14 protein-coding genes are annotated in these 15,027 nt (G+C 73.7%); 7 read left to right on the top strand and 7 right to left on the bottom strand.

What is annotated here, in order from left to right; all coding sequences use genetic code 11:
• Positions 1–9 precede the first annotated feature (9 nt).
• A complete protein-coding gene (locus ACWENQ_RS42575) occupies positions 10–885 on the top strand; it encodes a carbohydrate kinase family protein (protein WP_452419360.1) in 876 nt (291 codons plus the stop codon).
• Here the strand turns inward: ACWENQ_RS42575 and ACWENQ_RS42570 are convergent.
• Positions 875–1,264 (bottom strand): PPOX class F420-dependent oxidoreductase, encoded by a 390-nt coding sequence (locus ACWENQ_RS42570; protein WP_449930874.1) that lies wholly within the window; start codon positions 1,262–1,264, stop codon positions 875–877. The genes ACWENQ_RS42575 and ACWENQ_RS42570 overlap by 11 nt on opposite strands.
• Positions 1,265–1,318: 54 nt before the next feature.
• Between ACWENQ_RS42570 and ACWENQ_RS42565 the strand changes: the two genes are divergently transcribed.
• Genes ACWENQ_RS42565 through ACWENQ_RS42555 form a run of 3 tightly spaced genes read left to right on the top strand, consistent with a single transcriptional unit; the run spans position 1,319 to position 4,645 of the window.
• A complete protein-coding gene (locus ACWENQ_RS42565) occupies positions 1,319–1,771 on the top strand; it encodes a MarR family winged helix-turn-helix transcriptional regulator (RefSeq protein ID WP_452419359.1) in 453 nt (150 codons plus the stop codon).
• A gap of 49 nt (positions 1,772–1,820) precedes the next feature.
• Entirely contained in the window at positions 1,821–2,360 is a 540-nt protein-coding gene (locus ACWENQ_RS42560; protein ID WP_452419358.1) for a hypothetical protein, read from the top strand.
• Positions 2,357–4,645, top strand: a complete 2,289-nt coding sequence (locus ACWENQ_RS42555; RefSeq protein WP_452419357.1) for a bifunctional polysaccharide deacetylase/glycosyltransferase family 2 protein — start codon at positions 2,357–2,359, stop codon at positions 4,643–4,645. Before ACWENQ_RS42560 ends, ACWENQ_RS42555 begins: the two co-directional genes overlap by 4 nt.
• A 127-nt stretch (positions 4,646–4,772) precedes the next feature.
• Here the strand turns inward: ACWENQ_RS42555 and ACWENQ_RS42550 are convergent, their stop codons facing one another.
• Both ACWENQ_RS42550 and ACWENQ_RS42545 read right to left on the bottom strand, forming a co-directional pair.
• Entirely contained in the window at positions 4,773–6,692 is a 1,920-nt protein-coding gene (locus ACWENQ_RS42550) for a protein kinase domain-containing protein (protein WP_452419356.1), read from the bottom strand.
• 78 nt (positions 6,693–6,770) lie between these two features.
• Complete coding sequence (locus ACWENQ_RS42545; protein ID WP_449930864.1) at positions 6,771–7,274, bottom strand: winged helix-turn-helix transcriptional regulator; 504 nt, start codon at positions 7,272–7,274, stop codon at positions 6,771–6,773.
• A gap of 115 nt (positions 7,275–7,389) precedes the next feature.
• Here ACWENQ_RS42545 and ACWENQ_RS42540 point away from each other — a divergent pair, with 115 nt between their 5' ends.
• Positions 7,390–8,412, top strand: a complete 1,023-nt coding sequence (locus ACWENQ_RS42540; RefSeq protein ID WP_452419355.1) for a hypothetical protein — start codon at positions 7,390–7,392, stop codon at positions 8,410–8,412.
• A gap of 85 nt (positions 8,413–8,497) precedes the next feature.
• On the opposite strand, the gene ACWENQ_RS42535 is transcribed toward ACWENQ_RS42540, so the two are convergent.
• Complete coding sequence (locus tag ACWENQ_RS42535; protein ID WP_452419354.1) at positions 8,498–9,826, bottom strand: serine hydrolase; 1,329 nt, start codon at positions 9,824–9,826, stop codon at positions 8,498–8,500.
• 111 nt (positions 9,827–9,937) lie between these two features.
• Between ACWENQ_RS42535 and ACWENQ_RS42530 the strand changes: the two genes are divergently transcribed.
• Positions 9,938–11,662, top strand: a complete 1,725-nt coding sequence (locus ACWENQ_RS42530) for an ATP-binding protein (protein WP_449930858.1) — start codon at positions 9,938–9,940, stop codon at positions 11,660–11,662.
• A complete protein-coding gene (locus ACWENQ_RS42525) occupies positions 11,655–12,323 on the top strand; it encodes a response regulator transcription factor (protein WP_354920606.1) in 669 nt (222 codons plus the stop codon). The genes ACWENQ_RS42530 and ACWENQ_RS42525 overlap by 8 nt, the downstream gene beginning before the upstream one ends.
• 4 nt (positions 12,324–12,327) lie before the next feature.
• Here the strand turns inward: ACWENQ_RS42525 and lepB are convergent, their stop codons facing one another.
• The 3 genes from lepB to glk all read right to left on the bottom strand — a co-directional run bounded on the left by lepB (position 12,328) and on the right by glk (position 14,995).
• Positions 12,328–13,041: a signal peptidase I gene (gene lepB, locus ACWENQ_RS42520; protein ID WP_452419353.1), complete on the bottom strand. Its 714-nt coding sequence runs from the start codon at positions 13,039–13,041 to the stop codon at positions 12,328–12,330.
• A gap of 380 nt (positions 13,042–13,421) precedes the next feature.
• The gene (eda, locus tag ACWENQ_RS42515) at positions 13,422–14,033 is read right to left on the bottom strand and encodes a bifunctional 4-hydroxy-2-oxoglutarate aldolase/2-dehydro-3-deoxy-phosphogluconate aldolase (protein WP_452419352.1); all 612 of its coding nucleotides are present in this window, start codon (positions 14,031–14,033) and stop codon (positions 13,422–13,424) included.
• The gene (glk, locus tag ACWENQ_RS42510; RefSeq protein ID WP_354920597.1) at positions 14,030–14,995 is read right to left on the bottom strand and encodes a glucokinase; all 966 of its coding nucleotides are present in this window, start codon (positions 14,993–14,995) and stop codon (positions 14,030–14,032) included. Before glk ends, eda begins: the two co-directional genes overlap by 4 nt.
• Positions 14,996–15,027 lie beyond the last annotated feature (32 nt).

The raw sequence follows: 15,027 nt of genomic DNA, 5'->3' as shown, positions 1-15,027 counted from the left end.
GGGTGCGAGATGTACGACGTGCTGGTCATCGGCGGCGCGGGGGTCGACACCACCGCCTACGTGCCCGAGCTGCCCCTGCCGTACGCCGACACCTACGCGGTGCCGCCGGTCGTCGACCGCATCGGCAACACCGGCTCGGGCGTCGCGCTCGGTTGCGCCGCGCTGGGACTGCGGACCAGGTTCGCCGACCTGATCGGCGACGACCCCCAGGGCAGGCTGATCAGGGAGCACCTGGCCGCCAGGGGCGTCGACTTCGCGTGGGCGCCGTCGGCCGCGGGCACCAGGCGCAGCATCCTGCTCGTCGGCCCGGACGGCCGCAGGACCTCGCTGTTCGATCCGCGCGGGGTGCCGGGCGAGCGGCTGCCGCGCGAGCTGTACCTGCACCCGGCCCGCCACGTGCACGTCTCGATCACCGACTTCTCCCGCCACGTCTACGCCGACTTCCCCGACGTGCCCACCTCCACCGACCTGCACGACTGGGACGGCGCCTCCGACTACCACAAGGACTTCGCCTACCGCTCCGACCTGGTCTTCCTGTCGGCCACCGCGCTCGCCGACCCGCCCGCGACCATGCGCCACATCAGGCGGCACGGCCGCGCCCACACCGTCGTCTGCACCGACGGCGCGCGGGGCTGCCTCGTGCTGAGCGGCGACGGCGAGGTGACGGCCTTCCCTGCCGTGCCCCTGCCCGCGCCGATCGCCGACTCCAACGGCGCGGGCGACGCGTTCGTCTCCGGCTTCCTGTACGGCCTGCTGCGCGGCGAGCCGGTGGCCACGTGCGCGCGCCTGGGTACCATCGCGGGCGCCCACGCGTGCGTCTCCGAGGGCACGCACGAGGACCCGATCACCGAGGCCGCGCTGCTGGCCCGCGCGGCTACTGCCTAGTGCATCTGGTGGGCCGCACGACCAGCACGACCCGCCGCTCGGCGTCGCCCACGGGCGCCTCGTAGTCCAGCCCGTAGCGCCTGGCCAGCACGTCGAAGAACGCCCCTTCCGGATCGGGGTCGATGCGCTCCACCACGCCGCGCACCTCCAGGTAGCGGTACGGCGCGTCGGGGTCGTTGATCGACAGGGCGACAGAGGGGCGCTCGGCCGCGTTCCTGCCCTTGCGCCGGTCCGTGGTGGTGGTGAAGCGGAGGAACTCCCCGTCCCAGATCGTCCACACCGGCGTCACCTGGGGTGTCCCGTCCGGCATCAACGTCGCCAGGTGGGCGAACAGCGGCCGGGTCAGCAGATCGAGATGGCTGCCTGGAATAACGCTCATGGCCCGGCACACTATCAAAGCTTTGATAGATGTCCATGCTTGTATAGTTTGGCCATGCGCATGCCCGCGGAGGAGCGACTCGGTCTCGACGTGAAGCGGGCCGAGCACCTGCTGATGGCGGCCAAGCACGCCGTCGTGAAGCAGGCCGGCCTGACGGTGCCGCAGTACGCGGCCCTGCTCGTGCTGGCCGACGCGCCGGGCATCTCCAACGCGGCCCTGGCCAGGCAGTGCCTGGTGACCCCGCAGGCCTCCAGCGTCGTGGTCAGGAACCTCATGGAGCGCGGGCTCGTCGAGCGCCGCCCGCACCCCTGGCACCGGCAGATGCTCGAGACCCACCTCACCGAGGAGGGCAGGCGCGCGCTCGAGACGGCGGACGCCGCCGCCGTGGCGATCGAGCGGAAGATCGCCGACGCCTTCACGCCGCGGGAGCGCGACCAGCTCCGCGACCTGCTCGCCCGCTTCGGGCAGGCGCTGTCGCGGCCCGACGCCCCGTCAGGTCCGCAATGACGTCGCACGATTTCCTCCCTGTGATGCAAGGTCGCTACGATCGCTCGGCGTGTCCTCTCAGCGCCGTCGTCCCGACTCCCCGCCGCAGGCCGTGTTCGTCGACCAGAGCGGCCGCCGCAGGCGGCTGGTCATGGCAGGGTCCATCGCCGCGAGCACGCTGGCGTTCGTGCTGCTCGCCGTCGTCCTCGGCGGCATGTTCACGCGCACGACGCTGTCGGTGAGCGGCTGGCCGGGTGACGGCTCACCGGCGAAGGGCACGGCTTCGCCCACGCGGTCCAGGAGCGCGTCGCCGTCGGCAACGCCGACCGCGTCACGCACCCTGCCCGTGTTCAGGCCCACACCCGCCTCCAGCGCCACGCGGCAGGCCCCGCCGTCACGCGCACCCCGCGCCACGCCGAGCGCCCGGGCGATTCCACCCGCGGACAGCGCCGAAACCCCCGAGGCGCCCACCCGGGCCCCGAGCGCCGAGCCGGACCCGGTCACCGACCCTCCCGCCACCGCCGAGCCGACCGGCGAGCTGCCGCCGGGTCTGGACGGCAAGACGCCGCCGGGCCACGACCCCGACAGGCCGAAGGGGCCGAAGGGATGACGCTTCCCACCGACCGGCACCCGCCCGCCGACGGCCACCCGTCCGCCCAGGGGCAGCCGCCCGCCGGACGCCGGCCGCTCGCCGCCTGGCAGTCGCTCGACGGACACCGGCCGCCCGCCGTGCCGCAACCGCCCGCTGCCGGTCCGATCACCGCGCCGCTCCCGCGGACGAAGGCGGCCGACCCTCGCGGCCACTGGTTCATGCTGGCCGTCGGCATGCTGCTGCTCGCCTGCGCGCTGGCGCTGAACGGCTACGTGACCAACGTCGCGGGGGAGACCCAGGCGCCCGCGCCGGCGACCGACGAGTCCACCCCGGAGCTCGACAAGCTGCGCGGGGGCGGACCCGTGCTCAACCTCACGGCCGGAACGGTCGCCAGCGCCGCGCCGGCCGCCAGGAAGGTGGCGCTGACCTTCGACGACGGACCCGATCCCCGGTGGACGCCGCTCGTGCTCGACGTGCTGCGCCGGCACGGCGCCAAGGCGACCTTCTTCACCGTCGGCTCGAAGGTCGCCCAGTACCCGGAGCTGGCGCGGCGGATCGTCGCCGAGGGACACGAGATCGGCAACCACACCTACGCCCACGCCGACCTGACGAACGTGCCGGAATGGCGGCTGCGGCTCGAACTGTCCCTGACGCAGAAGGCGCTGGCCGGGGCGACGGGGCAGCACACCACGCTGGCCCGCCCGCCGTACTCGTCGACCCCCGCCGCAGTCACCCTGCCGCAGTGGCGGAGCCTGCGCGCCGTCGCCGCCGAGGGCTACCTGATCGCGCTGACCGACCTGGACACCAAGGACTGGAGCCGGGTGACGGCGGACAGCATCGCCAAGAGCGCGCTGCCCGCCAGAGGACGCGGCGCGATCGTCATGATGCACGACTCCGGCGGTGACCGGAGCCGGACGGTCCAGGGCCTGGAGACGGCGCTGAAGGAGCTCGACCGCCGGGGATACCGAGCGGTCACCGTGACCGCCGCCCTCGGCATGCCGTCCGCGCACCAACCGGCCGGACCGGTCGAGCGCTTCACCGGCTGGGCGCTCGCCCTGGCGCAGCGCGCCTCCGGCGCCTTCACCGGCGCGCTGGCGTGGGTCCTGGTCGCGGCGGGCGTGCTCACCCTGGCCAGGCTCCTCCTCTTCGCGGTGCTGGCCTGGGTGCACGCGCGCCGCAACCGGGGCGGCAGGCGCCGCAGAGGCCGGGCGCGCTGGGACACGCCGCCGCCGGTGACCGTGATCGTGCCCGCCTACAACGAGGAGGCCGGCATCAGGGCGACCATCATGTCGCTCGTCCGCACCTCCTACGAGGGTCCGCTCGAGGTGATCGTGGTCGACGACGGCTCCACCGACGCCACCGCCGACCTGGCCATGTCGCTCGGCCTGCCCAACGTCAGGGTGCTGCGCCAGTCCAACGGCGGCAAGCCCGCCGCGCTCAACACCGGCATCGCGCACGCCGCCCACGAGGTGCTGGTCATGGTCGACGGTGACACGGTCTTCGAGCCCGACACCATCGGCCATCTGGTGCGCCAGCTCGCCGATCCCGAGGTCGGCGCCGTCAGCGGCAACACCAAGGTCGGCAACCGGCGGGGCATGATCGGGCGCTGGCAGCACATCGAGTACGTCATCGGCTTCAACCTCGACCGACGCGCCTTCGAGCTGCTCGACTGCATGGCGACGGTGCCCGGCGCGATCGGGGCCTTCCGCCGGTCCGCCCTGGTCGCGCTCGGCGGCGTCAGCGTCGACACCCTCGCCGAGGACACCGACCTGACGATGGCGCTGTGCAGGGCGGGCTGGCGGGTGGTCTACGAGGAGAAGGCGCTGGCATGGACCGAGGCGCCGACCTCGCTGGGCCAGCTCTGGAAGCAGCGCTACCGGTGGTGCTACGGCACCCTCCAGGCGATGTGGAAACACCGGCGCGCGGTGATCGAACCAGGCCCGTTCGGGCGCCGCTGCCTGGGCTACCTGACCCTGTTCCAGGTGGTGCTCCCGTTGCTGGCGCCGGTCGTCGACCTCATGGCCCTCTACAACACCGCCGTCGGCGATCCGCTGCCCGTCGTCGCGGTGTGGGCCGCGTTCGTCGTCGTGCAGGCGCTCACCGGCTGGTACGCGTTGCGGCTGGACGGCGAGCGGGCCTCCGCCCTGTGGGTGCTGCCCCTGCAGCAGTTCGTCTACCGGCAGCTGATGTACCTCGTGGTGATCCAGTCGGTGGCCACCGCGATCCTCGGGGTACGGCTGCGCTGGCACACGGTGCGCCGGCAGGGCACCTTCGGCGAGACGCTTCCGCAACAGGCCGGCTGACTGACCGGCGCCCCGGCCGAGCGGCACCCCGGCCCCGCCTTGAGCCGTCGCGCGGCTCACCGGGGGCGCCCCTGCTCCGCCTTGAGCTGTCGCGCGGCTCGGCTGAGCGGCAGTTTGACGCCGCAGGTCAGTCGAGCGGCACTCTGACGCCGCGGCTCAGCCCCGAGTCGTGCAGCTCGACCTCGGCCGGGTCGGCCGCCTTCGGCAGCTCGAACACCAGCCCGCCGGTGAACGACTCGCCAGGCCCGATCCTGATCGGCTGGATCTGCTCGCCCGCCTTGTCCAGCAGCGTGGTCGCGCCGTGCGAGACGGCGTCGTCGTCGAGCAGCTTCTGCTGGCCGGGGTAGAGCACCCGGCCCTCCTGGCCGATGTTGCTCACCTTCAGCGTGACCTTGCACCGCCGAACCGCCGCCGACCTGGCCGCCTTCACGCACGTGTGGCCGGCCACGGTGAAGCGCAGCTTGCCGTCCTGCACCGGCCCCTCCGCCCCGATGGCGGGCGGCTTGAAGATCCACGCGATGAGCGCGATCAGCAGCAGCGCCAGCCCCACGACGACGGCCGCCGCCACCAGGCAACCGGTGAGCACTCCGCCCCTGCGCGCCTGCGGGCGCGGCAGCGGCCCCTGCCCCGTCGTGTGGTACGGCGGGCGCGGCCCCTGTCCCGTGCCGTGGTAGGCCGCCAGGGAGCCGGGCCCGGTCGTCTCGGCGGGATTGGCGCCGTGCGGGATCGGGCCGCGCCGCGTCGGCGGGATGGTCGTCTCCGCCGGCGGCACCGGCGGCACCGGCGACCCGGCTCGCCGATGGTCGACGGGCGGCCCGGACCGGCGGTCATCGACAGGTGGCCCAGGCGGCCCGGGCGGACCAGGTGGCCCGGACCGGCGGTCATCGACGGGCGGCCCAGGTGGCCCGGGCGGCCCGGGCCGGCGGTCATCGAGAGGTGGCCCGGACGGACCAGGCGGACCGGGCGGCACCGGTGCTCCGGGTCGCCGGTCGTCGACGGGCGGCCCCGGCGGACGGAGCCGCGGATCGTCGCCCTGCGGCGCGGGCGGCCGCGGCTGCCGTTCCGGACCGGCCGGGTGCGGAGCGCGGGCGTGCGGGCCTTGCGGAGACCTGCCGCCCGGTGGCGCGCCCGCCCCGGGCGGGGGCGCCCAGCCGGGCGGCGGCTGGTGCACGCCGACATCGGCCGGGTTCCACGAGTTCGTCAGGTGCCGGGTGGCGGCCAGTTGCGCCCCCGCCACGTCGGGCGCCCCCACCAGCTCCAGCAGCAGGTCCCTGGCCTGCGGACGGCGCGCCGGATCGGGGTGGATGGCGGCGGCCACCAGCCGGTCGAGCGGCGCGGGCAGCCCCCGCAGGTCGGGGGGAGCGGTGCGGGCGCGCGCCGCCATCACGTAGGCGTCGCCCGAGCCGAACGGGTGCCCGCCCAGACCCGCGTAGGCGATCAGCGAGCCCCAGGCGAACACGTCGGCCGCCGGGCTGGTGCGGCCCTCGAAGACCTGCTCGGGGGCGATCCACCCGGGTGTGCCCATGACCAGGCCGACGTTGGTGTGCCGGGAACCCATCTGGGTGGAACGCGCCAGACCGAAGTCGATCACCCGGGGACCGGCGAGCGTCAGCATCACGTTGGCGGGCTTGAGATCGCGGTGGACGAGACCGGCGGCGTGGATCGCGGTGAGCGCCGCGGCGACGCCGACCGCCGCCGAGTGCAGCACCGACGGCGACAGCGCCCCGTGCTGGATGAGATGGTCCTCCAGCGAGACGCCGTCGATGTACTCGGTGACGAGATAGAGCAGCCCGTCGTCGTCGCCGTGGTCGAGCACGCGCGCCGTGCAGAAGGAGGCCACGCGCCTGGCGTTGGACACCTCTTCGTGGAAGCGCGCCCGGTAGACGGGGTCGGCGGCGAAGTCGCGCCTGATCGCCTTGACCGCGACCTTGGCCCCGTCGGGGGCCTGCGCGAAGTAGACCGTGCCCATGCCGCCCGATCCCAGGCGGCTCTCGAGCCGGTAGGGCCCGATCGAGACCGGGTCGTCAGAGGTCAGCGGCGATCCCACCGTCGCTGCCCCCTCGCCTTCGTGCTCCCGTCCCAACCGACCGTCCTTCGCCCGGCATGACCGTATTCACCCGGAACTCTAACCGAGAACGGCCTGCGAGGGGCTCGACTGCGCCTCAGCCGTCTCGTCGGCGGGCCGCCGGCCGCCCATCCCCCAGCCCTCCACCTGGAAGTGCGCGGTCTGCGACCCGGGCTCGACCGCCTGGCCGCAGGACGCGCACGTCACCACCGCCTCGAGCGGCGCGCCGCACGCGTGGTCGAAGACCACCGGCGGCGTGCCGGTGAGGTGCCTGTCGCCCCACTGGCGCAGCAGGTGCAGCACGCCCTGCAGTTCGAGGCCCGCGGCCGTGGGCCGGTACTCGTGCCTGAGCGGCCGCCGGCTGTAGGCGACCTTCTCCAGCACGCCGGCCTCGACCAGCCTGCGCAGCCTGGCCGCCAGGATGTCGCGGGGCGCCCCGATGTTGCGCACCATCGCCTCGAAGCGGCGCACCCCGAAGAACACCTCTCGCAGCACCAGCAGGGAGTACTTCTCGCCCACGACGGCGAGTGCGTCCGCGATCGAGCAGGGGCGGGCTTCGGCCATGACCTCAGCCTACTGCGTTGGATATCCGGACCGACCTGGCTTTCCCTCCGCAGGGGGAGCGCGCCGCCTCTGGGGAGGGAGGCGGGGCGGGCCTCTCCCTCGACACCCTGGGCGCATGAACGTGTTGATGGTGTGGGCCTGCGTGTACGCGGCCGTCCAGGTGGGCTGGGTCGTGACGGGAACATCGGTGGGGTGGGTGGGGCCGCTGAGCTCTTCGCCCGCGCTCCAGCTGGCGGCGGCGGGTCTGGCCGTCGCCGCGGCCTGGGCGGGACGAGTGGCACGGGTGGCCGGGATAGCGGGGGTGGCCGGGCGCGGCGGCGTGGTGGTGGCGGCGACGCTGTGGGTGGCCGTCGCCGTCTTCGCGGCGGGCACGGCGGGCGCGCCGATGATCTTCGTCACGTTGATGTCGTTCGCCGGGGTGGACAGCGTGCCCGGCCTGGTGCAGGTGGCGCTGCACGCGGTGGGCGTCGTCCTGCTGCTCGGGGCGGCGGTGCCGGCCACGAGGCGGCTGCGCGGGCGCTGCCCGAGGTGCGGCGGCCGCCACGCGGGCGAGGGGCGGCCGACCCGCCCCGAGCCGACACGCGCGTCCACGCGGACGCGCGTGGCGGTCTACGCGCTGACGTGCGGGCTGCTGCCGTGGGCGGGGGTCAAGACGATCTGGCTGCTGGGCGGCGACGCGCTCGGCGTGTCCGGCGCGGCCTGGCAGCGGCTGATGGCGGTGCAGGGCGAGGGCCTGGCGGCGGCTCTGGCGTCGGTGGGCGTCGACCTCACCGTGGTGGCCGCGCTGCTCGGCGTCCTGCTGCTGACCGGCCTGATGTACCGGTGGGGCCAGGTGTTCCCGCGCTGGACGCTGCCGCTGGCCGGACGGCGGGTGCCGCGCCTGCTGCCGCTGATCCCCGCGTGGCTGACCGCCGGCACCCTGACGGTGTACGGCGTGCTGCTCCTGGCCTACACCGCGCTCGCCGTGGCCGGCGTCGTGCCCGGGATGCGGGCCACCCCGCCCTTCAGCGTCGCGGGCATCACCTGGATGACGCTGTTCGGCGGTCTGGCCTTCGCCGGCCTCGGCATCGGCCTCGTCGTGGCCGCCCTGTCCTACCAGAGCCGCTCACGCCCGTTCTGCGTGCCGGCCGAGATCTGATCGGGTACGCCGGACACCGCCGGACACCGCCGCCGCCCCGGGGACGGCCTCCCGCTCACCGAGGTGAGCCGGAGCGACGCGGCCGTCACCCCTTCTCCATGAGCGTGAACGCCCCCCTGGCCAGCGCGACCAGCTCGGACCCCACGTTGCCCTCGTCGAGCGGCGCGGCGGGGTCGGAGGCCATGGCCGTGACGAAGAACGTCCGCCCGTCCCTGGTCCTGGCCGAGAAGCCGAGGTCGAGGAGTCCCGACTCCGATCCACCCTTGAACCACACCGACCGCCACGTCTTCGGGTCGAGGCCGAGCCCGGCGTCGTTCTGGGTCATGACCTCCTCGACCCGCCGGTCCTTCAACCCGCGCAGCCTGGCGTGGGCGGCGCAGACGTCGGCCGGCGAGCCGAACCACTCGATGGTGTCCAGCTCGCGCGGCTGGAGCCAGGCCTTGACGGCGCTGAGCGGCACCTTGGCGACCACCTCGGCCAGGTACTTCTCGCGCTGCTTCGTCCCTAGCGACAGGTACCGCCTGGCATGGGCGGGATAGTCGGCGCCCTTCAGCACGAACATCTCGCGCGTGGTGAGGAAGGGGACGTCGCGCGACCGGGTGGTCTCGACCGCCTTCCTGCCCACCCGGTGGATGAGCAGGTCGGCGGCGGTGTTGTCGCTGATGGCGATCATCAGCTTGGCCGCCTCCAGCACCGAGACCTCGCTGTTGTCCGGCCGGGTCTGCAGCTCGCCGCTCGGCAGGCTCTTCAGCTCGGGCCGGATGACGAGCGTGCTGTTCCAGTCGGGGATCTTCCTGGCGACGGCCTGGAGGACGTACAGCTTGAACATCGAGCCGAGCGGCCGGGCCGTACGGGGGGCGAGGCCGCGCACCGGGCGGCAGGAGCCGTCCCTGGTGATCTCGGCGGCCATGAACCCCATCCTGGCCGCCGCCTTGCGGGCGCGCCGGTCGATCTCCTTCCAGCTCGCCGGGGTCGGTTTCGGCGTGATGGGGTTCATCAGGCGCGCCATGGCGATCCTGCCGGACGCGTCGACCGACAGCTCCATCCACTGCTTCCTGCCTCCCGCCGTCACCTCCGCGAGGATCGCGGCCGGCTCGGCCTGGAGAATCCTGTCCAGACGCAGGTCCCCGATGGTGGCGAAGTACTCGTTGAGCTGGGCGGGCGGCAGCAGGCGCAGCATCTCCTCGGTGAAGTGCTCGGTGAGCTGGTCTTCCGGGATCGGCGCGTCCGGCACGGCCGCGAGCAGCCAGCGCAGCTGCCTGCCCGCCGGGGTGTCGGGGATGGGGACGTCGAGCCCGGCCACAGCCCCGGAAGCGAACACCGGAGCGGGGACGGCGGCGGCCGGCACGGCGGTGGCGGCGCCTGCAGCCAGGAGGAGTGACGAGGTGGTCAGTGCGACGGCGACGGTTCTCATGCCGTCCAGCCAACCGATCGGGGCGGTGGAAACCCACCAGGCCCGCCTCACCATCAGGTGTGCGGACAACCTCATAGACGCCGCCGGGCCGGCTGGTGACGATGGGTGCCTATGCGTTCGAGGCTGACTGCCGGGCTCCTCGCGGCGATCGCGGCCGCGGGGATCATCACGGGCAGCTTGGTGGAGACGGGGTTGCCGGTTCCGCTCTCCCAATGGCTCTTCATCGCCATCGCCCTGCCCTTCCCGGCGCTGGGCTGGCTGCTGGCCGTCCGGCGGCCCCTCGTCCCGTACGGCTGGCTGCTGCTGACCACGGCGGTGTGCCTGGGCCTCGGCGCCCTCGCCGCCGGCGCCGCGTTCGGACTGGCGCCCGCGATGGGCTGGGCCGCCGTGCCGGGCGCGATGCTGTTCGCCGTCTACTACGGGCTCAACTCGATCTTCATTCCGCTGCTGTTCCCCGAGGGGCGGCCGCCGTCCAGGCGCTGGCGGCCGGTCGCCTGGCTGGGGGCCGCCGCGATCGCCGTCCACGCGGGCGGCCTCGCGCTCCTCGGCCCCCTGCCGTGGCGGGAGGACGCGCCGCCCCCTGTCGCCGCGGCCATGACGGCACTCGGGCAGTCGGTCGCGTGGCTGGTCGCCCTGATCGTGCTGGTGGGGCTGGTCGTGCGCTGGCGGCGCAGCGGGCAGGCCGAACGCGGGCAGTACGCCTGGATGGTCGCCGGTGCCTCGGCCAATCTGGCGGCCTTCGTCGCGCTCACCGTCTTCCTGATCGGCGGGCACATCGGATGGGGCGTCGCAGGGCTGGCCGTCGGCATCGGCTCGCTGCCCGCGGCGGTGGCCGTCGCCATCGCCCGGCACCGGCTTCTCGACATCAGGATCGGCATCCGCGGCTCCCGGCTGCTCCTGGTCTTCGACATGCGGCCCACGGTCGGCGAGGTGCTGTCCAGCCTCGGCTCCGCCCTCGACGACAGCCCCGAACCGGTGGAGCTGCTCGGCAGGCTGGCCGCGGCCGTGCGCACGGCGCTGAACACCACCTGGGCGGCGGTACGGCTGGCCGACGGCACCCGCGTCGTGGCCGGGAACGAGGAAGGCCCGGCGGCCCTGGTCGTCCCCGTCAGGGGCGGGCTCGGGCAGCTGGAGTGCGGCCCGCGCGACCACGGCGGGCTCACCGCGGAGGACCGCCGCCTCGTCGAGGCGCTCGCCGTCCCGGCGGGCCTCGCCATCCAGAGCGAACGGCTGGCCGCGCGCCTGGTCAACGCCCAGGAGGCCGAACGGCGGCGCATCGAGCGCAACATCCACGACGGTGTCCAGCAGCAGCTCGTCGCCCTCATCGCGGGCCTGGAGCTGGCCAGGGCCACCGGCGGCGGTCCGCAGCTGCTCGCCGAGCTGCGCGAGCAGGCCCGCCAGACGCTCGCCGACCTGCGCGAGCTGGCCGCCGGCATCCACCCGTCCGCGCTCGGCCAGGGCGGTCTCGTCGAGGCCGTCGAGGAGCGCTGCGCCAGGCTGCCCGTGCCCACCAAGGTGAGCGCCGGTGAGGGCATGCGCGCGGCCCGCTTCCCCGACGAGGTCGAGGGCGCGATGTACTTCACCGTCAGCGAGGCGGTGGCCAACGCGCTCAAGCACGCCCGTGCCACGAGGATAGAGGTGCGGCTGGCCCGCGAGGACGGCCGCCTGCACGCCACCGTCGCCGACGACGGCGGCGGTTTCGACCCGGAGGCGACGGCCAGGAGGGGCCTGGCCACCCTGTCGGACCGGCTCGACGCCCTCGGCGGCAGGCTCGAGGTCACCAGCGAGAAGGGGAAGGGAACGCGCATGGCGGCGTGGGTGCCGGTCGATGGCTGACCCGATCAGGACGGTCGTGGCCGACGACCACTACCTGGTGCGGGAGGGCACCAGGCGGCTGCTGGAGCTGTCGGGCGAGGTCGTCGTCGTGGGCGCCGTCGGCACCGCCGGCGAGCTGGTCGACGCGGTCCGCCGGCTCGGCCCCGACGTGGTCGTGACCGACATCAGGATGCCGGGCGGTGACTGGCGGGAGGGCCTGGAGGGCATCGACGCCGCCCACCGTGTCCACGCCGACCACCCGGGCCTCGGCGTGGTGGTGCTGTCGCAGTACTCCGACGCGCTGTTCGCCTTCGAGCTGTTCAAGCACGGCACCGAGGGGTTCGCCTACCTGCTGAAGGACCGGGTGGGCGACCTGGAGGAGCTGCTCGGCGCGATCAGGGCCGTGGCCGCGGGCGGCTCGGTCATCGACCCCAAGGTGGTGGAGGGGCTGCTGGCCCGCAGGGACGTGCGGCAGGGGCAGGAGGAGCTGACGCCGCGCGAGCGCGACGTGCTGCGCGAGATGGCCCGCGGGCGGTCGAACGGCGGCATCGCGCGCGCACTGCACCTGTCGATCTCGTCGGTGGAGAAGAACGTCAACGCCATCTTCACCAAGCTGGGGCTGGAGAACAGCGCCGACGTCCACCGCCGTGTCGCCGCCGTTCTCGCCTACCTCGGCCCCTGACCTGCTACTTCTTCAGCGCCGGTTGGGAGAAGGTCTCGGGGATGTCGAGCGAGCTCCACCGCGCCACCGGCCACATGATCACGAAGGCTCTGCCCAGCACGTTGTCCACCGAGATCGTGCCGCCGCCGGGGTCGCCGATGTGGCCCCGCGAGTCGTAGGAGACGGACCTGTGGTCGCCCATGACCCAGAGCCTGCCCTCCGGCACCGTGACCTTGAACTCCTTCTCCGACGGCGCGTCACCCGGATACAGGTAGCTCGACTCGTCGAGCGGCACCCCGTTGACCGTGACGCGTCCCTTGGAGTCGCAGCACTCGACCGTGTCGCCCTCGACGCCGATGACGCGCTTGATGTAGTCCTTCTCGCCCGGCACCAGCCCGAACAGCTCGCCCACCCAGTGCAGCGCGCCGGTCACCGGGTTGCTCGGCTCCTCGGTCACCACCTCGGGATCCCAGGAGTCCTCGCCGTTGAAGACGATGACGTCTCCGCGTTCGATCTCGCGCGTGTGGTAGACGAGCTTGTTCACCAGCACTCTGTCGTTGATCAGCAGGGTGTTCTCCATCGACTCCGAGGGGATGTAGAACGGCTGCACGATGAAGGTCTTGATGAGCAAGGCGAGGCCGAGCGCCACAATGATGAGGATCGGCAACTCCTTCCATGAGGAGCCCTTCTTCTTGCTCTTGCCGTCATCGGCGCGGCGCTGCGCGTCTTTGGCCGTCACGTCCACCTCGTCCCCCCCGAAAGGCGCCCTCGGCGCCGCGGTTGCTGGCTCCATCCTCACTGATGGGACAGCTCAGCTTCCTGATCTCTCGCCCAACAGTCAATTCGTATCCTCTCGCGTCCCGCGTCAAGCGGACATACAGGCCGCTGAATCATGAGCCAATGCTCAGGGACCGGGGAAAAGGCATGGGAAAGGCCCGTGGGCGCGGGTTCGCCCCCACGGGCCCGTTCCATGAGCTCGGCGCCGGGTCACGGCTCACCCATGGCCGCGGCGGGCGAGGGAGGTTGTCCCGCCGGCGAGTCTGCGGTTGTCCGCTCTGCGGTTGTCGGCTCGGTGGCCGTCGGCTGGGAGGCTGACGGGTCCGCGCTCGGCCGCGCCGTTCAGCGCAGCGCCGCCGCCTCGGCGGCGAGCTTCTCCACGCGCCCCCAGTCGCCGGCGGCCAGCGCGTCGGCCGGGGTGAGCCAGGTGCCCCCGACGCAGCCGACGTTCGGCAGCGCCAGGTAGTCGCGGGCGGTCTGCGGCCTGATCCCGCCCGTCGGGCAGAACCTGACGTCGGGCAGCGGCCCGGCCAGCGACTTCAGGTACGGCAGGCCGCCCGCGGCCTCGGCGGGGAAGAACTTGAGCTCCCGGATCCCGCGCTCGGCCAGCGCCATCGCCTCCGAAGCGGTCGCCGCGCCCGGCAGGAAGGGTATCCCGGCGGCGCCGAGGGCGTCCACCAGCGCCGGCGTCGTGCCGGGCGAGACCAGGAACTTCGCGCCTGCCTCCACCGAGGCCGTGACGTCGGCGGGCGTCCTGACCGTGCCGGCGCCGATCACCGCGTCGGGGACCTCGGCCGCGATGCGCGCGATGGCCTCGAGGGCGGCGGCCGTGCGCAGCGTCACCTCGATGACCGGCAGCCCGCCCGCCACCAGGGCACGCGCCATCGGCACGGCGGTCTCCGCGTCGTCGACGACGACGACGGGGATCACGGGGGCCAGGTCGAGCAGACTCATGGGACGAGCTCCTTCAGCGATTGCTGCGCCAGCCAGGCGGCGGCGCCGACGAGCGCCGGCTGCGGCGCGACGATCAGGGTGGTGGCGATGGCGGACAGGTAGTCGACCAGGTGCGGCGTGGCCTCGAACCGGCGGCGGAAGTCGCTGGCGCGAACCCTGTCCACGATACGGGGGAGCACGCCGCCGCCGAGGTAGACCCCGCCCCTCGCGCCGAGCGTGAGAGCGACGTTGCCGGCGAAGCTGCCCAGCATCCCGCAGAACACCTCGACGGTCTCCGCGCACAGCGAGTCGTCGAGGCGGGCGACGATGTCGGAGGCGCCCAGGCGGGGGGCCCGCACGCCGTTCACCACGGCGAGCGCGCCGTGCAGGCGGGTCAGGCCGGGGCCCGACAGCAGGTGCTCGGCCACCACGTGCGCCATGCCGCTCGCGCGCAGCACGCGGACGATCTCCAGCTCGCGGTCGTCGAGGATGGGCACGGTGACGTGGCCGCCCTCGCCGGGGACCGGCACCCAGCCGCGATCGGCGGGCACCAGCCCGGCCACGCCGAGCCCGGTGCCGGGGCCGAGGACGGCCTTGACGCCGTCCGCCGGCGCCGGGCCGCCCAGCGAGGCCAGGTCGTCGCCGGCCAGATGCGGCAGCGACACCGCCAGCGCCTCGAAGTCGTTCAGCAGCGTGGCGTACGGCAGGCCGAGGTCGCGCACCGAGCCCGCCCATGGCAGGTTGGTCAGGCGGTAGGTGTCACCGTCGATCGGGCCCGCCACCGCCAGGCACGCGGCTCCCGGCCGCACTCCGCCCGCGTGGTCGGCGAGGTATGCGGCTACGGCGTCGGGAAGCGTGGCATGGTCGGCCCCGGCCAGCACGGCGACCTCGGTGGGCGCGCCGCCGTGCTCGGTGACCAGGCCGAACCTGGCGTTGGTCCCGCCGATGTCGGCGACCAGCCAGGGCAGCTCGAACGTGCTCACCCGGCGCTCCCGGGCACGGCCGGGCCCGGCGG

The organism is Nonomuraea sp. NPDC004354 (assembly GCF_053602555.1).
This window is presented reverse-complemented; position numbering and strand designations above follow the sequence as displayed.